The organism is Burkholderia sp. LAS2, from assembly GCF_018417615.1.
Classification (GTDB): Bacteria; Pseudomonadota; Gammaproteobacteria; order Burkholderiales; family Burkholderiaceae; genus Burkholderia; species Burkholderia sola.
In genome coordinates this window covers 1,820,947-1,839,452 of the sequence record NZ_CP071053.1, presented here as the reverse complement: position 1 = coordinate 1,839,452, position 18,506 = coordinate 1,820,947, and the positions used below count along the sequence as shown (strand labels likewise).

The following is an 18,506-nucleotide window of genomic DNA, read 5'->3' as shown; positions in this document are numbered from 1 at the left end:
GCCCATCGATAGGCCGACCATTTTGAATCGATTGGTTTTTTTTATTGGCGCCACACCATTTATCCGCACATACTGAACCGATCGGTTCAATAACGTGCCGATCCACAGCGGAGAGCAGCCATGAGCTTGAAGATTCACCCGATCAACTTCGGCAACATGTCGCTGGATTCGAGCGGCCTCGTCCTGTTTCGCGAACCGGGCAAGCAGGTGACGATACCGGTGCTCGGGTTTCTGATCACGGGCGGCACCGAGCCCGTGCTCGTCGATACGGGGTCGCGCAGCGTCGAGCAGTACGCGGCGTTCGGCCTGCCGTACGAAGTCACCCCGGAAATGACGATCGAGCATCACCTTGCGCAACATGGCCTGAAGATGGCCGACATCCGTCACATCGTGCATACGCATGCGCATATCGATCACGTCGGCATGACCGATCGGTTTCCGATGACGACCACGGTCGGCATCTCGCGCCGCGAGCTGGAATTCGCGGCCTCCGGAATCATGGGCCCGTTGATGTATACCGCGGCCGACACGAAGCATCTGATCGACCGCCTGCACACGCGCGGCGCAATCCGGCTGTTCGACGTCGACGGCACGTTCGAAGAGGAAGTCATTCCGGGCGTCGCGGTTCGCCTGTCGGGCGGCCATACGCCGGGGTCGCTGTCGGTGCTCGTTGAAACCGACGAGGGAATCGCGAACATCAGCGGCGACATCGCTTACAACCTGCAGGATCAGTTGATCGATCCGATCCTCGATCAGGCTGCGCACGAGCCGACAATCACCGCCAATCGCGCGATGTCAACGCTCGACGAGAAGCGCGCGATCAAGCGCGCGCTCGCGACGAGCCGCTTCCTGCTGCCCAGCCACGACGTGCCAGCGCTGGTAAGCGGCGGCAAAGTGGTCGGCGTGATGGAAAACGCCATCTCGAATCCGCACGCCGATGTCACGAAGGCGGCGAATTACACGCCCTTGACGCAGCATTGACCCGCCATGCGCGCCCTTCTGCGTCGAAGCGTCGGACTTCTGATTGTCGCCGCGGGCGCATTGCACGCGATGTCCGGTCTGGTTCGGCACGCGCTCGGCACTTAGTTGGCGACCCGGTGCGTGCCCGTCGCAGCGTAACGGGGCGCGTACTTCTCGAGCCTCGAAAGGAACCCTGATGGCTACGCCCTTTTCCGCGCGCACGGCGCGCGCGCTCCGCATCCTCAGTCTCGCGTACTTCGTCCAGGCGACGGGCGCGCTGTCCGTCGTCGGCAGCCTCGATGCGATATCCCGTCAATGGGGACTCGCGGATTCGCAAAGCGTCTACCTCGTTACCGTGTTCGGCGTGACGTTCGCCTTCGCCGCTCCGCTGCTGCAAGTCGGTTTCGGCCATCTGCGGCGCCGGCGCCAGGTACTGCTCGGCCTGGCGCTGTTCAGTGCGGCAGCGCTCCTCCTCGCGGCCGCGCCGAATTACCCGGTGCTGCTGCTGTCACGCGTGCTGATGGGGCTCGGTGCAGGTTTCATCGGCCCCGTACTCGGCGCATTGGGCTCGAGCCTCGTCGAGCGCGACCAGCAAGGCAGCGCGATTGCGAGCGTGCTGCTCGGCCTGAGCGTCGCGGGCCTGGTGGGAATGCCGCTGTCCGCATGGATCGCGCACGCGTGGGGCGCACGGTCGCTTTTCGTCGCGGTCGGGCTCGCCGGCGCCGCGACCGCCGCGCTCATCGTCTGGGCCGTGCCCGACACGAGCAAAGGCGAGAACATCGAATTCTCGACGATGGTCTCGCTTCTGACGCGCATCGATACGCTCAGTGCGTTCCTCGTCGTGTTCTTCATCGCGGCCGGCGTCTATTCGACGTACGCCTTTATCGCGCCCATCATCCGCGACGTGTTCCACGCGGGCGCCGACATGGTGTCGACCTCCCTCGTGGTGCTCGGCGTAGCCGGCGTCGCGGGCAACCTCTTCGTCACGCGCGCCGCCCGGCGCCATAGCGCGGAAGCCATGCTGCTCGCCGGCCTGGCGCTGCTCGCGGCGGACCTGGTGTTTCTCTGGTTTACGCCGCCGAGCCTGCACCTTCTTTTCGTCGCGCTGACGGCGTGGGCATTCGCAACCGATCTGCTGTGGCCGTCGCAGCAACGGCGCATCGTCGAGCTGATGCCGCACTGGCGCGGCATTGCGTTGGCCCTGACCGCATCGTTCGTGTTTTGCGGAATCGGCGTCGGGTCCGCCGTCGCGGGGTGGGTCTATCCCGCGTTCGGCCTGACGGGGTCGATCGGCAGCTCGCTGGTCTTTCTTGCACTGGCGACGGGCAGCCTGCTCGTGTCCCGTGCGTCGGTCAAGATCAAGGCCGGTGCCGCCGTGCACGCGCCATCCCTTCCGTCATAGGCGGCCGGCGCATCGCGCCGGCATGTGCGCATGCCGCCATCTCGTGAACGTCGGATGCCGACGGGGCACCGCGCATGGCAGTGCCGACCCGGTGCGGGCGGATGCCTTTTTCCGTTTGTCGCAGAAACTGTTTCTCGGTGTTTCGGGCTACACCGCGGCAAAGCGGCCGACGACAATTCGGATACCACTCCCATGCACACGAACCATGAGGCCGGAACCGCATGTTGAATGCCTTGTCAACCCTCCTCGCCAGCCAGCTCATTGGCGAGACGCTCGCGCATCTGACGGGTGCGCCCGTTCCTGGTCCGTTGATCGGCATGCTGCTACTGCTCGCCTTTCTCGTCAGGAACGGCGGCCCTTCACCGGAACTGGAAGGATTCAGCAAAAGCCTGCTGTCATGGCTCGCGATGCTGTTCGTGCCCGCGGCGACCGGCCTCGTGACAGGATTCCATCAGTTGACCGCGGACTGGTGGCGCATCGCCGCCTCCATCTTCGTGTCGACGTTGCTCGGCCTGGCCACGACGGGATGGATCATGGAGCGCCTCAGCAAAACGCTTCGCGCCGAATCGGAAGCAAAAGATGATGTCTGATCTCTCGCCCGTTTGGGCCGTGCTCCGGCACCAGCCGCTCTGGGGCTTGCTGGCAACGCTTCTCGCCTATCGTGCCGGCCTGGCCGCAAATCGCGCCATGCGGGGAAATGTGCTGGCGCATCCGGTGCTCATCGCCGTGGTGATCCTGGTCGCGTTCCTGGCGGCCACGGGCATCCCCTACCGTGACTACTTCGCAGGCGCACAGTACGTCCACTTTCTGCTGGGGCCGGCGACCGTGGCGCTCGCCATCCCGATGTTCCGCAGCTTGCATCACATTCGCCGAACGGCTCGCGCGCTCGTCCCTGCGCTCGCGAGCGGCTCGATCGTGTCCGCGGGCAGCGCCGCGTTCATCAGCAAGGCGCTCGGTGCCGCGCCCGTCGTGACGACGTCGCTGATTGCACATTCGGCGACGACCCCCGTCGCGATGAGCATCTCCCGCCACATAGGCGGCGACCCGTCGCTGACCGCGACGTTCACGCTGTTTACCGGCATCGCAGCGGTTCTGCAGATCGGTGTAGCGATGAAGGCCATGCGAATAACGGATGCCCGCGCGCACGGGCTTGCGGCCGGAACGGCAGGCCACGGACTCGCGACGGCGCGCATGCTGGCCGTCAACGAAACGGCGGGCGCGTTCGGCGGTCTCGCCATCGGAATGAACGGTGTGCTCACCGCCGTTGTCGCGCCGGTACTGGCGCTGCTCGCGCGATGAGCCACCCCGCCGCGCCGCTTCCGGCCACCAAAAATCACGGCGGCCGGAATCAATCCGGTCGCCGCGTCGTCACATGGGATGATTTCCGCTCGCTCAGATCAGCTTCTCGAGCAGTACCACGTGCAGCGTCGCCCTGCCTTCGAGCTCGCTCGCCAGTTTCCGGAATGCCGGCGCTTTGCCATGGATGTCGAGCGCGCGCTCGTCCCGCCATCGCTCGAGCATCGTAAAGCGATGAGGCGCTTCGCGGTCCCGATGCAGGTCATACTGCTCGCATCCTTCCTCGGTACGGACAACCGGGACGGCCGCCAACAACGCCGCTTCCACCATGGCGGCGTGTTGCGGATCTGCGGTAATCGTTGCAACGACAAACTGCCTGGTCATTTTCATCCTCCATCTCAAAGGGTTCATTCGAACTGCCATATCGTCGCGGCGCACCTCGACAACGTGCTTCACGCGTACGAAATCAAGCAGCGCCCGATGGGCGCTGCGTGACGTTTCGCCAGGAAATACCACGGGTGAGGCGCCGGTCGACCCGGCGCCCGCCCCGTTCAGTCGACCGCCGGAAAGTCCAGCGTCGTGTCGTTCACACGGTTCACCAGATTGGTGAAGAGGATCGACGTCATGACGAGAATGATCTCGATGACCTGGCGCTCGGTATACCCGGCCGCCAGCACGGCCTGCAGCACGTCGGCGGGTACGGTGTCGCGCGTCGTCGCAATCGATCGCACGAACGAGAGTAGCGCATCACGCCGAGCATCGCCGGACACGCGACCGGCACGGATATTCTTCATCACTTCCGGCGTGAGACCGGACATCTTGCCGAGCATCGTATGAGCGGCAAGGCAATAGTCACAGCCGGACAGCGCGCTGACCGCGAGACGCACCGCTTCAACATCGGCCTGATCCAGCGAACTTGCCGCGATGGCTGCGTCGACGTTCAACATGGCCGCGAGACCGGCCGGGCTGTGCGTGCCGATGGTCGCGTAGGCGTTCGGTACTTTCCCGAGTGCGGCCTTGATCTGACCGAATACGGCCGCGGTTTCGCCGGTTGCTTCCGACGGCTTCAGAGTAGTCAAGCGTGTCATAAATTCCTCAACGGGTTGAATAATGAAATGCCGGCTGGAAACGGCCGGCACGATGGCGGCGATGACGAGTCAGCGACTGCATCTCGTTTTTTACCGAGAAATAATCAATCCAATAAATGCAGCCACGAAAACCGCATGAGAACGCTCCGGCATCGCAAACCGGCGGCGACTACTCGATTACGGCAGTCGTCATCATAAGAAATTGCGATTTGAATCTGAATGCGATTTACCCGAAAACTGACTTTACTCAGCAACGGGCCTCGCCCATTCGCGCCGCGCAGGCGCGGGCCGTGCGCGAACGCAGCCGTATGCGCACGACGGGTCGCGGTGACGGGAATCAGCGGCCCGGCTCGCCCGGCACCAGATTGTTGGCGACGGACGTCACGCCTGCGACGCGAGCGGCACTGTCACCGGCGAGCTGCACCTGTTCACTGTCGGGCACGTATCCGGTCAGCGTCACGGCACCGTGGCGAGCGAGCACCATCACGTTGATTGCATTCAGCCCTTTCGCTTTCGACAGCGCCCATACGATTTGCCGCGACAGCGCGCGATCGGCAGCGCGTTGCGCCTTCTTTTCGCTCTTCGTCGCTTCCTTCTGGCCGACGACCTGATCCGACGACGGTGCAGGCGTCTGCTCCGCTGCATGGACCGACATACCGAAAGCCAAATAGGTTACGTAGAGCATCGACGCAATGGTTTTCTTCATCATCTTCTCCTTAGCCAATGTGAGCGGAAAGTTATCCGGGGATAAAACCCGACTGAATGCTAAGAAAACATTTATCCGCTCTCAATGGCGTTTCTCCTAAAACAGCTTTCAATGCGCTCGCTGCATTCAGCACGACGCCCGTCGGCCACCTATACCGACGCATAGGTGCATTCATTATTTTCGACTAGCTCGAATACACGGCGAGACGATTTTCCGGCCCACATCGAAACGGCAAACTCATTGCATGTGCTGCTCGCCGGCCTGCGCTCGATTATCGGCAACGGGATCGGAAACCAGCGTCCGCGAGCCGCAAAGACCGACGCTGACGAAATTTCGGGACGGCATGCCGTCCCCCATTGGAGTGAGAAACCGATGAATACTACGTTGGGCGCCTTTCTGCATTCAGGCGCGCACCGCGGCGGCCGCGCGACGAAGAAGGCCGCGTCATGCCATCGCGTCGCCGACGTAATCGCGCATCGCGGCGATCATCGGCGAAATCTGCTCGCGCAGGTGAGCGTGGAGGTACCTGACCGCCTGCGAAAACTGGCGACGGTGCGGACACACGAGGCTCAGCGGCGCCGCCTCGCCTCGCTGCTCCGGCAGCAAGACCTGCAGCCGTCCCGCCCTGACGTCGTCATGAACGTCGAGCCAGGACTTGTACGCGATTCCCCGGCCCTCGACGGCCCAGCGCCTCGCGATTTCGGCATCGTCGCACAGCAGCACGCCCTTCACCGCGACTTGCCGCCTCACACCGCTGGTCGGAAACGACCAGCGGTCGTAGACGCGTCCGCCGAGCACGAAGGGCAGGCACTCGTGCAAAACCAGTTCGTCGAGCGATGCCGGCGAGCCCCGCCGTTTCAGGTATTCCGGAGCGGCGACGAGCACTCTCCGGTTGCTTTCGGCGAGCGGAAGCGCGACGTAGCTCGCGGCCTCCGGCGCGCCGTAGCGGATGGCCACGTCGACGGGATCGCGAAATACGTCGGTCACGTAATCGGACAACGAAAGCTTCAACACAAGCTTCGGATGCGCATCGCGGAATACGCCGAGCCACGAAAGCAACGCATTGCGTCCGATATCCGACGGTGCGGTGATGCGCAACGTGCCTTGCAGCGCGTGCTTTCCTCCGTGCAACCGCTCGCGCCCCTCGTGAATCATGGAAAGCACTTCTTCGGCGTACGGAAGGTACTGCTCGCCTTCCGCCGTGAGTTTCAGGCTTCGGGTGGAACGCGCAAAGAGGCGGGTATCCAGTTCCCGCTCCAGCCTTTGAATGGCGGCGCTCACCTGCCCTGGCAGCAGATCGGCTTCCCTCGCCGCGCGCGAGAAGCTGCCAAGCGCGGCCGACCTGACGAACAGTTGAAGATCCTCGAGCCGAACCATTTTCATTCCTGGAGTGAAAGTCCTCCCTAATGTAACTCGTTTTTTCAGAAGTCGCGGTCGAGCAGTATTTCATCCACACGCTGGCGCCCGGTCTGCAGCGAGCAGCCCAGCGCCACTCAACCATCATTCGGAGTTCAACCATGAAAGCGGTTGTCTATACACAGCATGGCCTGCCCGCGGACCATCCCGAGTCCCTTTTTGATGCCGAGGTGTCCAAGCCCGAAGCCGAGCCGCGCGACTTGCTGGTGAAGGTCGACGCGATCGCCGTCAATCCCGTCGACACGAAGGTGCGTATCGGCTCCCCGACCGTGCAACCGCGGATTCTGGGCTGGGATGCGGTCGGAACGGTCGAGGCGATCGGCAGCAACGTTTCCATGTTCGCGCCGGGAGACAAGGTCTTCTTTGCCGGCTCGATTTCCCGGCCCGGTGCGTACGCGCAATACGTTCTCGTCGACGAGCGCATTGCAGGGCGCAAGCCCGCGACCCTCTCCGACGCTCAAGCGGCCGCATTGCCGCTGACGTCGCTGACCGCGTGGGAGCTGCTCTTCGATCGCCTGGGCATTGCCGAGGGCGGAGGCGACGGCGATGCGCTGCTGATCGTCGGTGCAGCCGGCGGCGTGGGCTCCATGCTGACGCAGCTGGCACGTCGGCTGACACGGTTGCGCGTGATCGGGACGGCATCTCGCCCCGAAACGCGCGCATGGGCGCAAGCGCTCGGTGCACATGACGTCATCGACCATACCGAGCCGCTGCTCGAAGGATTGCGCCGCATCGGCGCGCCGCAGGTGCGCTACGTAGCCAGCCTCACGCAGACGGACGTCCATTACCCGCAGCTGGTCGAGGCTCTCGCGCCGCAGGGGCGACTTGCCGTCATCGACGACCCCGACACGCTGGACGCCATGCCGCTCAAGCGAAAGTCGATTTCCCTTCATTGGGAGCTCATGTTCACGCGCTCCCTGTTCGAAACCGATGACATGGTCAGGCAGCACGACATTCTCGAGCGCGTCTCCACGCTGATCGACGACGGCACGTTGCGCACGACCATGGCCGATCACTTCGGAACCATCGAAGCCGAAAACCTGCGACGCGCCCATGCCCTCATCGAGAGCGGCCGCGCACGGGGAAAGGTCGTGCTGGAAGGCTTTTGAAGCGACCCGACCCACCCTTTATCGCCATTCCGTAAAAGCTGGACAAGCCCGGAGAACCAACATGCATTTCCCGCATCAGCACATCACGAGATTCGCTTCCGTCCGACGCACGGCAACCGCGGTGGCGGCCGGCCTGGGTATCACGCTGTTCGCCAGCCCGTTGCTCGCACAACCGTCCGCGCAAGCAGCACCGCCAGCGGTGCAGGCGGCCGACCGCACGATCGGCGCGATGGATACGGTCGCGACCTTTTCCGGGCCGATGCCCACCGGCGTGACGGTTGCCGAAAGCGGCCGGATCTTCGTGAACTTCCCGCGCTGGGGGGACACCGTGCCGTTCACGGTCGGCGAATTGCGCGACGGTCGCGTCGTCGCATATCCAAACGCCGAGATCAACCGTGCCGATGCGGCGCACCCGTCCACGCACTTCCTGAGTGTCCAAAGCGTCGTTGCCGACGGTCACGGTCGGCTCTGGATCCTGGACACCGCCGCGCCCAATTTTTCGGAGCCGGTCGCCGGCGGCGCCAAGCTCGTCGCCGTCGATCTGGAGACGAACCATGTGGTCAAGACGATCGTGTTCCCCGCGAACGTGATGCGCGCCCAGACCTATGTGAACGACATGCGCTTCGATTTTCGCATCGGAAAGGCCGGAGTCGCTTACGTGACCGACTCCTCGCTGTCGGGCATCGGCGGCCTGATCGTGATCGACCTCGACAGCGGAAAGGCGATACGCCGCCTGACCGGCGACGTGTCGACGTCGGCGGATCCTCGCTTCGTCCCGGTCGTCGAAGGTCAGTCGTTGAAAGTCCGCGACCCGAACGGGACCACCAAGCCCTTTTCCGTGGCGTCCGACGGCATCGCGCTCTCCGCGGACGGCCAGACCCTCTACTACTGCCCGCTGTCGAGCCGCCATCTCTACTCGATTCCGACCGCGATGCTGCGCGATCCGTCGATCAGCGACGCGCAACTGGCGGCCGCCGTGAAGGATCTCGGGGAGAAAGGGGCGTCCGACGGTCTTGCCAGCGACGCGAGCGGGAATGTCTATGCCGGCGATTACGAGCACAACTCGATTCGCAAGCTCGAGCCGGGCGGCGAATGGCAGACGATCCTGCACGATCCGCGCGTGCTCTGGCCCGACACGCTGTCGGTCGGCCCGGACGGTTACCTCTACTTCACCGCGAATCAGCTTCACCGCCAACCGGTATTCCACGGCGGCAAGGACGAGCGCCAGAAGCCGTACGCATTGTTCCGCATACGCATCGGCGCAGGTCCCGCACCGACCCGTTAATCCCTTTCGCCATCGCCGACAACCGGAGTCCCGCACATGAATCTCGCCGACGCCATTCATGCCCGCCATACCGTCAAAGCCTTCGAGGGCGGCAAGTCGCTGCCCGCCACGCAGGTCGAAACATTGCTGTCGCTGCTTCACCAGTCGCCGTCCTCGGTGAATTCCCAACCGTGGCACTTCGTGGTGGCCGCGACACCGGAAGGCCGCGCGCGCATCGCGGCCGCCACAACGGGCGCCTATGCGTACAACGAGGCCAAGGTGGTCAATGCATCGCACGTCATCGCGATGTGCATGCGGACTGATATGGACGAAGAACACCTTCAGGCCATTCTGGAGCGCGAATCGGTGGATGGTCGATTCAAGACCGCCGAAATGCGCGCCGCGCAGAACAAGAGCCGCCGCTCGTACGTCGACATGCACAAATACGAGCTGCGCGATACGCCGCAATGGATGGAAAAGCAGGTCTACCTGGCGCTGGGCGGCCTGCTGCTCGGCGCGGCGGTCCTCGGCGTCGATGCAACGCCGATGGAAGGGTTCGACAGCCGCGCGCTCGATGCGAGCCTCGGCCTGCGCGAACAGGGCCTGACGAGCGTTGTCATCGTGTCCCTGGGTTTCCGCAGCGGCGACGACTTCAACGCGGATCTGCCCAAATCGCGGCTGCCGCGCGAACGGATATTCACATTCATCTGATCACCCGAAGCAGGCTTGCCGCCCGCGTGGCAGCGTTCCGAGCTACCGTTTCGCACACGCTCGGCTGCACGACTTCGAGGAGCGTCATCATGTCCGAGTTTGTTCGGATGGACACGCACGGCCGCACCGCGACCGTGCCCTTGTCCAGATATGGCGGTGCGCTGTTATTGGGCGCGGCGATTTTGTTGTGGGGTGCGAACTGGCCGGCGATGAAGCTCGGCCTGGCACACGTCACACCGCTGTGGCTGTCGGCAGCAAGGTTCGCATCCGGGGCGCTGTGCCTGTTCGTCGTGCAAGCTGCGACCGGAACGCTGCGCTTGCCGAAGCGCGCCGACCTTCCGTTTCTCGCCAGCGTCGGCTTGCTTCAGATGTTGGCGTTCACCGCGATGAGCGCCGTCGCGCTGCACCACGTGAGCGCCGGCCGTTCCGCCGTGCTCGCCTATACGACGCCGATCTGGGTGACGCCCGTGTCGGTGCTGGCATTTCGCGAACACCTGTCCGTGCGTAAAGCACTCGGCACGGCGCTTGGCGTGGCCGGGGTCCTGCTGCTTTTCAATCCGCTCGATGTCGACTGGCACGACCGTCAGGCCGTTGTCGCGCACGTCATGCTGCTCGGCGCGTCGCTCTGCTGGGCGGTCTGCATTCTCCATCTCCGGCATTTCCGCAGCGCGTCGAGCGCCTACGTGCTCGCGCCGTGGCAAATGCTTGTTGCCGCCGTACCGCTCACCGTGCTTGCCGGAGTGCTCGAGGGACCCTACACGGGCGACGGCAGCCTCAGCTTGACATCGGCGCTGATCTACATTGGTCCGATCGCGACGGCATTTTGCTTTTGCGCGGTGAATGCCGCCAACACGCGCATGTCGAGTACGAGCATGGCGACGGCGATGTTAGGCGTTCCCGTCGTCGGCCTCATGACGTCGGTCCTCTTTCTTCACGAGCATCTCACGACGGGACTCGCGGCAAGCGTCGTTCTCATCGTGGCCGGCATCGCGCTCTCTATCGCATCACGCTGACCTTGATTGTCTGAACCAGAAGAATGCCATGGTCGATCTCGACCCGACTCAACCCAGACTCACGCTCGTTACCATCGACCTGTCGTTCCATCGCGCGGCCTCCGGCGCCGTGCGGCGGATATTGAACGAGCATGGCGTAACGGTCGACGAAATATTCGCACCGCACGAAGAAGCCTTCCGGATTCTGCGGGAAGGGAAAGCCGACATGCTGAGCAGCGCGTGGCTCCCCAGTAGTCATAGTCTCTACCTCGCTCCGTTCGAGCAGGACGTGCACAAGATCACCGTCCTTTACCGGCCATATGCATTGTGGGGCGTACCCGACTACGTGCCCGAAAGCGCGGTGAGCTCCATCTCCGATCTGAAACGGCCGGATGTGGCGTCGCGGATGGTGAAGCGGATCCAGGGCATCAATCCTGGTGCGGGCATCAGCAGATTTTCCCGCGAAATCGTCGCGCAGTACGGCCTGGCGGACGCAGGGTATCACTTCGAAAACGGCACGCTCGACGATTGTGTACGCGCCTTCGAGGAGGCCGTCTCCGCAAGGCGGTGGGTGGTGGTTCCTCTTTGGACTCCACAGTATCTTCACGAGCAATACACCATCCGCGAACTCAAGGATCCGAAGGGTCTGCTCGGCGGCACGGACGACGCCACGTTGATTGTCAGAAATGCGTCGCTTGACGCGATCCCGTTGGCCGCATTGTCCGAACTGCGCACTCTCAGCCTCGGCAACCGGGAAACGAGCCGTCTGGACCATGTCCTCTCACGCACCGGTTCGCCGCGAACGACCTGAGGCGCCACGGGCGAGCACCTTCGGTGACGAACGCGTAGACGACGCGTATCGACCAGAACCGCCGCGAACGTCGACAGCCGTGATGCAGTTCGCGCGAACGAATATTCGGAGTGGGTGAAATGACTTTATGGGCGGAGCGCGTTGATCGACACGTCGCCTCGCCAATAAACTGCATCGCACTACATCGCAATCGCCGAGAAACAGAAGACTGAAACGAGCCGGCTGAGATTACGCACCGGTTCGGCGTTTCCCGGCATATGTCATTCACTTCGTAACCATCGACGGAACAACATCATGACGCAAGCACACAAAGGCACCGCACTGATCACGGGCGCATCGTCGGGTATCGGTGCGGTCTACGCCGAACGACTCGCACGCCGCGGGTTCGATCTGATTCTCGTTGCACGCAACAAGGATCGGCTCGACGCATTTGCGAAGCGCATTACCGACGACACGCAGCGCGGTGTCGAAGTGATCGCCGCGGATCTCGGCGATTCGCGCGCGCTGGCCGCCATCGAAGCGAAGCTGCGCACGGACGCGAGCATCACGCTGCTCGTGAACAATGCCGGTGTCGGTACGCATAAGCCGCTGCTCGACAGCGACGTCGACGCAATGACGCGCATGATCGATCTCAACGTCACGGCGCTGACGCGCCTCACCTATGCAGCAGCCCCCGGCTTCGTCGCTCGCGGCCACGGCGCGATTATCAACATCTCGTCCATCGTTGCGATCGGGCCCGAGCTGCTGAACGGCGTGTATGGCGGAAGCAAGGCATTCACGCTGGCCTTCACGCAGTCCCTTCATCACGAACTGGCAGACAAGGGCGTGCAGGTCCAGGCCGTTCTCCCGGGCGCTACGGCGACGGAATTCTGGGAGATTGGCGGGCTCCCGCTGGACAACCTTCCGAAGGAGATCGTCATGTCGGCTTCCGACATGGTCGACGCAGCGCTGACCGGCTTCGACCGTCAGGAACTCGTCACGATTCCATCGCTGCACGCTGGAGAAGAATGGGCCGCATACGACGCCGCCCGCCGCGTCATGATTCCCCATCTCTCGAGCAATACCCCTGCGGCGCGTTACGCCGTCGCGCAATAAGCGCAGCAAGCCTTTTTTCGCAACCACTCCAGTCGTCCATTCAAAGGAACTCCGATCATGAAACTCACCGGAAACACTGTCTTCATCACCGGCGGCACGTCGGGTATCGGCCGCGCTTTCGCAGAAAATCTTCACAAGCGTGGCAACAAGGTCATTGTCGCGGGGCGTCGCAAGGCGTTGCTGGACGAGATCGCTCGGGCCAATCCGGGTATCGACACCGTGGAGCTGGACGTCGGCGACCCCACGCAGATCGAGCGTGTCGCGCGACAGCTGATCGCGGACTATCCGACGCTGAACGTCGTGATCAACAACGCGGGCATCATGCCGTTCGATGACGCCGGCGGTGCGCTGGACGACGCGCAAGCCGTCCGGCTCGTGAACACGAACCTGCTCGGTCCGGTGCGTGTCAGCGCCGCGCTCGTCGAACATCTGAAGGCGCAACCCGAGTCGTTCATCATCAACAACAGCTCCGTACTGGCATTCGTCCCGCTTGCTGCCACGGCGCTCTACTCCGCGACGAAGGCGGCCATTCATTCGTACACGATGTCGCAACGCTTTGCGTTGCGCAATACGAGTGTCCGCGTGCTGGAAATCGCCCCGCCGTGGGTCGACACGGATCTGATCCACAAGAGTGGTGATCCGCGAGCAATGCCGCTGGACGCCTTCATCGCCGAGACGATCCAGCGTCTCGAAACCGCGACGACGGAAGTCGTGGTCGAGATGGCGCAGCCGCTGCGTAACAACGTCGGCCCCGACGAGTATGCGTTCGTCGATCAGTTCAATCAGGCGCTCGTCGAGAACCCCATTCCGGTAGCCTGAGGCGCCGCGAAGAAGGACTCCGGAAGGCGGCCCTGCGACGCCGCCTTCCGCCCCCGCAATTCAATCACTCACCGAACGACAAACGACTTGAGGCTGACAACAATGTCCGACAAGAGCCTGACGACCGCCGCCGGCGCCCCCGTATCCGACAACCAGAACTCGATGACCGCCGGCGCGCGTGGCCCGGTCGTACTGCAGGACATGTGGCTCGTTGAAAAGCTGGCCCATTTCGACCGCGAGGTAATTCCCGAGCGTCGCGTACACGCAAAGGGATCGGGCGCCTTCGGAACGCTGAAGGTCACGCACGACATCTCGCGCTACACGAAAGCCAAGGTCTTCGACCAGGTTGGCAAGGAAACGCCGGTTTTCATGCGATTCTCGACGGTCGCGGGCGAGCGCGGCGCCGCCGACGCGGAGCGCGACGTGCGCGGCTTCTCGATCAAGTTCTACACGGAAGACGGGAACTGGGACGTCGTCGGCAACAACACGCCAGTGTTCTTCGTTCGAGACCCGCTCAAGTTTCCGGATTTCATCCACACGCAAAAGCGCGATCCGCGCACGAACCTGCGCAACAACGTCGCGGCGTGGGATTTCTGGTCGCGCCATCCCGAGTCGCTTCATCAGGTGACGATCGTGATGAGCGATCGCGGCATCCCGAAGAACTACCGGCAAATGCACGGCTTCGGCTCGCACACGTTCTCGTTCGTCAATGCCGCCAACGAACGCTTCTACGTGAAGTTCCATTTCAAGTCCGCGCAGGGCATCGAGAACTATACGGACGCGGAAGCCGCTCGTCTGGTCGGCCAGGATCGCGAATCCGCGCAGCGCGATCTTTACGAGGCGATCGAACACGGGAACTTCCCCAAATGGCATTTCCGCATCCAGGTGATGCCGGAAGCGGACGCATCGAAGGTGCCGTACAACCCGTTCGACATCACCAAAGTCTGGCCGCACAACGATTACCCGCTGATCGACGTCGGGACGATCGAGCTGAACCGGAACCCCGAGAACTATTTCGCGGACGTCGAGCAGGCCGCGTTCACGCCGGCAAACATCGTACCCGGCATCGGGTTTTCGCCGGACCGCCTGCTGCAGGGGCGCCTGTTTTCGTACGGCGACGCGCAGCGCTACCGGCTCGGCATCAATCATCACCAGATCCCCGTCAACGCGCCGCGCTGCCCGTTTCACTCGTTCCATCGCGATGGCGCGATGCGCGTCGACGGCAACCTCGGCAGCACCGTGAACTACGAACCCAGCCGTCAAGGCGACTTCGCCGCGAATCCGGCAGCGGCCGAGCCGCCGGTGCAGGCAGGCACGGTCGACCGTTACGACCATCGCGACGATGACGACTATTACAGCCAGCCCCGCGCGCTGTTCCGCCTGTTCAGCGCCGACCAGAAGGAGCGGCTGTTCGCCAACATCGGGCGGGCGATCAGCGGCGTCCCGCAGGACGTGGTCGACAGAGTGCTCGTCCATCTCGAGCGCATCGATCCGGCGTATGCCGCCGGTGTCCGCACCGCTATCTGGGCAGAGTAAAACCGGCGCGCGCGTCGTGCAAACGGCGCGCGTCGATCTCGCGGATTCGTCTCTCGGATCAATCAAGGAGTAACGTCATGGAAAGCGCGAAGCAATACGAATATCTGTTCCTCGGCGGCGGCAAGGGCGGAAAATCGCTGGCGATGGATCTCGCCCGAAGCGGCAAGCGCGTCGCCATCATCGAACGCGGCATGATCGGCGGATCATGCATCAACGTCGCTTGCATCCCCAGCAAGACGTTGATTCAGAATGCACGCAACATGCATGCGTGGCGAGCGGCATCCGCCGACGCACACCCTTTTGCGGACATGTCGCGCGTGCATGCGAACGTACGCGCCGTCGTCGACGGCATGGTGGATATCAACCGTCGCGCTTTCGAGCAGTCGGGCCTCGATCTCGTGATCGGTTCCGGTCGATTCGTCGCGCCGCGACGCATCCTCGTTCGGGCCGGCGATGGCACCGAACAGCTGTTCGAAGGCGAGAACGTCTATATCAACACGGGCACCGTGGCGGCGGTTCCCGACGTGCCGGGCCTGCGTGATTCGAGCCCGCTCACGCACGTGGAGGCGCTGGACCTCGACGTGTTGCCGAAGAAACTGATCGTGATCGGCGGCGGCTACATCGGCCTGGAGATGGCGCAGGCATTTCGACGCCTCGGCAGCGAAGTCGCACTCATTCACGACGCACCGCGGGTCGCCATGCGCGAGGACGAGGACGTCAGCGTCGAAATCCAGCGCGCGTTCGAGGACGACGGCATCTCCCTGCATCTGTCCGCCCGGATCACCGGCGTCACCGGACGATCCGGTACAGGCGTCAACGTCGTACTCGACGACGGCACGTCGATCGACGGCAGTCATCTGCTCGTCGCGGCAGGCCGGCGGCCAGTCACCGACGAAATCGGCCTGGATCTGGCAGGCGTCGAGCGCGACGCGCGCGGCTTCATCAAGGTCGACGAGGCGCTCGCGACCACCGCGGAACGAACGTGGGCGATCGGCGAGGTCGCGGGTACGCCGATGTTCACGCACGCGTCGTTCGACGACTATCGCGTACTGAAGGCCGGTATCGAAGGGCGTGCAGGCAGCACGGCAGCGCGCATCATTCCGTACGCGTTGTTCACCGATCCGGAACTGGGGCGCATCGGCCTGAACGAAGCGGACGCCAAGGCGCGCAATACGCCCGTCATCGTCGCGAAATTGCCGATGGCGGCCGTACCGAGAGCCCGCACCAACGGAACGACGCGCGGCTTCATGAAGGCACTCGTGGCGCCCGAAACCGGACAGATCCTGGGCTTCACGATGGTCGGCTCCGGGGCGGGCGAAGTGACGTCGGTCGTGCAAATGGCAATGATCGGCAACCTGCCGTACACGTCCGTGCGCGACGCCATCATCGCCCACCCGCTTCTCGCCGAAGGCCTCAATCTGCTCTTTGCCACCATCAAATAAGCGAGTGCCTTTGCCATTTGCCTGGCTTGCCCCACCGAACGCGGGCCAACCCGATGCTCGTGCCGCCACGACGCGCTTTGCGTCGCGGCGGCTTTCGTGCTTCCAATTCAGTCGTCGCCGCCACGATAAAAATGCTGACAGCCGCTCTCCTGCGATCGACACTATCCGGTAAAATCTCCGGACGAGTTCGAATCGCGCAACGCCAGCCCGTCATGTGCCGCACGGGCAGTTCCGCGATCGCGGGCCCTGAGAAAAATATGCCTTCGTCAACACCGGCGTCCCGGTCCGGACGCCCCGAGTGAACGATGGGCAAAGTCGCCGTTCTTCCACCTCATCCAGCATTGCCTGCGCCTCGTTACCGACGCGAACGAAGTGCGGGCACGGCCGTGCGTCGTGGAGTGGATACATGAATTGCTGCTGGCATCCGATATCGACGCTCACTGGCGTCGATGTCGACACATTTGTGCGGCCTTGCTCGCCGAGCAACGGGGGAACCTCTTGGATCTGAACGCGACGCGCGCATCCGGTCATCCGGTCGATAGCAACGACCCGAACGACGAAGCGCGGGAAAATCGTATTTCGCGGCATCTCGCGCTGCGAATCCTGCCCATTTTCATGTTTGCGTATGTTGCCGCCTACGTCGATCGCATCAACGTCAGCTTCGCGAAACTCCAGATGGGGGTCGACCTGGGTTTCACCGACGCAGTGTTCGGATTCGGCGCGGGTACGTTCGCGCTCGGCTACGTGGTGTTCGAGGTTCCGAGCAACATGATCCTGCAGCGGGTGGGCGCCAAGCGATGGCTCACGCGCATCATCCTGTCCTGGGCGATTGTCTCGGCATTGACGACTTTCATCGCGACGCCCAAGCAGTTCTATGTGATGCGCTATCTGCTCGGGATTGCGGAAGCCGGGCTCGTCCCCGGCATCGTGTATTACATCTCCCAGTCGTTCCCGCGATACCATCGCGTGAGGGTGCTGTCGACCTTCTACGCGGCGCTACCGCTGTCCGGCCTGATCGGATCGCCGCTGAGCGGCTTCATCATGGAATATTTCGACGGAATCGGTGGGCTTTCCGGCTGGAAATGGATGCTGATGGTCGAGGCGCTGCCGGCGTTCGTCGCGGCGCTTCTGTGCTGGAAGTATCTCGAGGACGACGTCACCCAGAGCCGCCACGAGACCGAGGCCGATCGCGCCTATCTCGCCCGCACCCTCGCCGAAGATCGCGCGCTCGCCGCATCGGCCAACAACAGCGCGATGTTCGGCAGCTGGATCTTCTGGGTATTCGGGCTGATCTACTTCCTCGATGTCGTCGGCATTTACGGCTACACGCTGTGGGCGCCCACGATGATTAAGTCGCTCGGCGTGGGTCGGGATTTCTTCATCGGATTGATTGCAGCGCTGCCCAATGCGGTCGCGATGGTCGTGATGATCATGACCGGACAAAGTGCGGATCGCAGCCGCGAGCGGCGCCTGCATACAGCCGCACTGTTCCTGCTGGCCGCGTTGGGCCTGACGCTCGCCCTCGTCTGGCACGGCAATCTGTGGCTTACCGTCATGGCGCTGTGCATCGCCAATGCGGGGTTGCTGTCGCTGCCGCCCGTGTTCTGGGGCATGCCGACGGCGGTGCTCGGCCCGAGCAACGCCGCCAGCGGCATCGCGTGGATCAGCGCGATCGGCAACATCGGCGGCTTTTTCGGCCCTTATATGGTCGGCGTTCTCAAACAGTCATCCGGAGGCTTTGCGCTTCCCGTTTCGTGCATGATCGCGTGCCTGCTGCTGGGCCTGTGCCTGACGCTGTCGTTGCCGAAACACATCGTCAACAGATAGGGCCGCGCCGGGATGGACGCCGCGGGGCGGCC

18 protein-coding genes are annotated in these 18,506 nt (G+C 63.3%); 14 read left to right on the top strand and 4 right to left on the bottom strand.

Going from position 1 to position 18,506, the window contains the following annotated elements; all coding sequences use genetic code 11:
- Window positions 1–120 precede the first annotated feature (120 nt).
- The 4 genes from JYG37_RS28625 (at window position 121) to JYG37_RS28610 (ending at window position 3,661) form a co-directional block, all read left to right on the top strand.
- Window positions 121–981 (top strand): N-acyl homoserine lactonase family protein, encoded by an 861-nt coding sequence (locus tag JYG37_RS28625; protein ID WP_124631588.1) that lies wholly within the window; start codon window positions 121–123, stop codon window positions 979–981.
- 43 nt (window positions 982–1,024) lie between these two features.
- Entirely contained in the window at window positions 1,025–2,362 is a 1,338-nt protein-coding gene (locus tag JYG37_RS28620) for an MFS transporter (RefSeq protein ID WP_249746055.1), read from the top strand.
- Window positions 2,363–2,583: 221 nt separating this feature from the next.
- Complete coding sequence (locus JYG37_RS28615) at window positions 2,584–2,952, top strand: CidA/LrgA family protein (protein WP_050012435.1); 369 nt, start codon at window positions 2,584–2,586, stop codon at window positions 2,950–2,952.
- Window positions 2,942–3,661 (top strand): LrgB family protein, encoded by a 720-nt coding sequence (locus tag JYG37_RS28610; RefSeq protein ID WP_050012434.1) that lies wholly within the window; start codon window positions 2,942–2,944, stop codon window positions 3,659–3,661. Before JYG37_RS28615 ends, JYG37_RS28610 begins: the two co-directional genes overlap by 11 nt.
- Window positions 3,662–3,754: 93 nt before the next feature.
- Here the strand turns inward: JYG37_RS28610 and JYG37_RS28605 are convergent, their stop codons facing one another.
- From JYG37_RS28605 to JYG37_RS28590, 4 genes are all read right to left on the bottom strand, one after another.
- On the bottom strand, window positions 3,755–4,048 hold the full coding sequence (locus JYG37_RS28605) for a putative quinol monooxygenase (RefSeq protein WP_235590083.1): 294 nt from the start codon (window positions 4,046–4,048) through the stop codon (window positions 3,755–3,757).
- 161 nt (window positions 4,049–4,209) lie between these two features.
- Complete coding sequence (locus JYG37_RS28600) at window positions 4,210–4,746, bottom strand: carboxymuconolactone decarboxylase family protein (protein ID WP_124631589.1); 537 nt, start codon at window positions 4,744–4,746, stop codon at window positions 4,210–4,212.
- A 337-nt stretch (window positions 4,747–5,083) separates the two neighbouring features.
- Window positions 5,084–5,452, bottom strand: a complete 369-nt coding sequence (locus JYG37_RS28595) for a BON domain-containing protein (protein ID WP_176016997.1) — start codon at window positions 5,450–5,452, stop codon at window positions 5,084–5,086.
- Between the two features lie 444 nt (window positions 5,453–5,896).
- A complete protein-coding gene (locus JYG37_RS28590; protein WP_050012430.1) occupies window positions 5,897–6,829 on the bottom strand; it encodes a LysR family transcriptional regulator in 933 nt (310 codons plus the stop codon).
- Window positions 6,830–6,969: 140 nt separating this feature from the next.
- Between JYG37_RS28590 and JYG37_RS28585 the strand changes: the two genes are divergently transcribed.
- The 10 genes from JYG37_RS28585 (at window position 6,970) to JYG37_RS28540 (ending at window position 18,474) form a co-directional block, all read left to right on the top strand.
- On the top strand, window positions 6,970–7,977 hold the full coding sequence (locus JYG37_RS28585) for a zinc-binding alcohol dehydrogenase family protein (RefSeq protein ID WP_213346269.1): 1,008 nt from the start codon (window positions 6,970–6,972) through the stop codon (window positions 7,975–7,977).
- Between the two features lie 61 nt (window positions 7,978–8,038).
- Window positions 8,039–9,262 (top strand): L-dopachrome tautomerase-related protein, encoded by a 1,224-nt coding sequence (locus JYG37_RS28580; protein WP_050012428.1) that lies wholly within the window; start codon window positions 8,039–8,041, stop codon window positions 9,260–9,262.
- Between the two features lie 36 nt (window positions 9,263–9,298).
- Window positions 9,299–9,952, top strand: coding sequence for an oxygen-insensitive NAD(P)H nitroreductase (gene nfsB, locus JYG37_RS28575; RefSeq protein WP_089489583.1), 654 nt, complete (start codon window positions 9,299–9,301; stop codon window positions 9,950–9,952).
- An 89-nt stretch (window positions 9,953–10,041) separates the two neighbouring features.
- Window positions 10,042–10,965, top strand: coding sequence for a DMT family transporter (locus tag JYG37_RS28570; protein WP_050012426.1), 924 nt, complete (start codon window positions 10,042–10,044; stop codon window positions 10,963–10,965).
- 28 nt (window positions 10,966–10,993) lie between these two features.
- The gene (locus JYG37_RS28565; protein WP_089489584.1) at window positions 10,994–11,755 is read left to right on the top strand and encodes a glycine betaine ABC transporter substrate-binding protein; all 762 of its coding nucleotides are present in this window, start codon (window positions 10,994–10,996) and stop codon (window positions 11,753–11,755) included.
- Window positions 11,756–12,049: 294 nt separating this feature from the next.
- Entirely contained in the window at window positions 12,050–12,850 is an 801-nt protein-coding gene (locus tag JYG37_RS28560) for an SDR family NAD(P)-dependent oxidoreductase (protein WP_089489585.1), read from the top strand.
- A 57-nt stretch (window positions 12,851–12,907) separates the two neighbouring features.
- Window positions 12,908–13,669, top strand: coding sequence for an SDR family oxidoreductase (locus JYG37_RS28555; protein ID WP_050012423.1), 762 nt, complete (start codon window positions 12,908–12,910; stop codon window positions 13,667–13,669).
- A 102-nt stretch (window positions 13,670–13,771) separates the two neighbouring features.
- Complete coding sequence (locus JYG37_RS28550) at window positions 13,772–15,205, top strand: catalase (RefSeq protein WP_050012422.1); 1,434 nt, start codon at window positions 13,772–13,774, stop codon at window positions 15,203–15,205.
- A 77-nt stretch (window positions 15,206–15,282) separates the two neighbouring features.
- On the top strand, window positions 15,283–16,647 hold the full coding sequence (locus JYG37_RS28545; RefSeq protein ID WP_050012421.1) for an FAD-dependent oxidoreductase: 1,365 nt from the start codon (window positions 15,283–15,285) through the stop codon (window positions 16,645–16,647).
- A 498-nt stretch (window positions 16,648–17,145) separates the two neighbouring features.
- On the top strand, window positions 17,146–18,474 hold the full coding sequence (locus JYG37_RS28540; protein ID WP_050012420.1) for an MFS transporter: 1,329 nt from the start codon (window positions 17,146–17,148) through the stop codon (window positions 18,472–18,474).
- The last annotated feature ends 32 nt before the right edge of the window (window positions 18,475–18,506 follow it).

Excerpts from the sequence above, each read along its gene's own strand:
- JYG37_RS28625 (WP_124631588.1), top strand. The coding sequence starts at position 121 with ATGAGCTTGAAGATTCACCCGATCAACTTCGGCAACATGTCGCTGGAT.
- JYG37_RS28600 (WP_124631589.1), bottom strand. The coding sequence starts at position 4,746 with ATGACACGCTTGACTACTCTGAAGCCGTCGGAAGCAACCGGCGAAACC.
- JYG37_RS28565 (WP_089489584.1), top strand. The coding sequence starts at position 10,994 with ATGGTCGATCTCGACCCGACTCAACCCAGACTCACGCTCGTTACCATC.
- JYG37_RS28545 (WP_050012421.1), top strand. The coding sequence starts at position 15,283 with ATGGAAAGCGCGAAGCAATACGAATATCTGTTCCTCGGCGGCGGCAAG.
- JYG37_RS28555 (WP_050012423.1), top strand. The coding sequence starts at position 12,908 with ATGAAACTCACCGGAAACACTGTCTTCATCACCGGCGGCACGTCGGGT.
- JYG37_RS28585 (WP_213346269.1), top strand. The coding sequence starts at position 6,970 with ATGAAAGCGGTTGTCTATACACAGCATGGCCTGCCCGCGGACCATCCC.
- JYG37_RS28605 (WP_235590083.1), bottom strand. The coding sequence starts at position 4,048 with ATGAAAATGACCAGGCAGTTTGTCGTTGCAACGATTACCGCAGATCCG.
- JYG37_RS28595 (WP_176016997.1), bottom strand. The coding sequence starts at position 5,452 with ATGAAGAAAACCATTGCGTCGATGCTCTACGTAACCTATTTGGCTTTC.
- JYG37_RS28615 (WP_050012435.1), top strand. The coding sequence starts at position 2,584 with ATGTTGAATGCCTTGTCAACCCTCCTCGCCAGCCAGCTCATTGGCGAG.
- JYG37_RS28580 (WP_050012428.1), top strand. The coding sequence starts at position 8,039 with ATGCATTTCCCGCATCAGCACATCACGAGATTCGCTTCCGTCCGACGC.
- JYG37_RS28610 (WP_050012434.1), top strand. The coding sequence starts at position 2,942 with ATGATGTCTGATCTCTCGCCCGTTTGGGCCGTGCTCCGGCACCAGCCG.
- nfsB (WP_089489583.1), top strand. The coding sequence starts at position 9,299 with ATGAATCTCGCCGACGCCATTCATGCCCGCCATACCGTCAAAGCCTTC.
- JYG37_RS28550 (WP_050012422.1), top strand. The coding sequence starts at position 13,772 with ATGTCCGACAAGAGCCTGACGACCGCCGCCGGCGCCCCCGTATCCGAC.
- JYG37_RS28590 (WP_050012430.1), bottom strand. The coding sequence starts at position 6,829 with ATGGTTCGGCTCGAGGATCTTCAACTGTTCGTCAGGTCGGCCGCGCTT.
- JYG37_RS28570 (WP_050012426.1), top strand. The coding sequence starts at position 10,042 with ATGTCCGAGTTTGTTCGGATGGACACGCACGGCCGCACCGCGACCGTG.
- JYG37_RS28560 (WP_089489585.1), top strand. The coding sequence starts at position 12,050 with ATGACGCAAGCACACAAAGGCACCGCACTGATCACGGGCGCATCGTCG.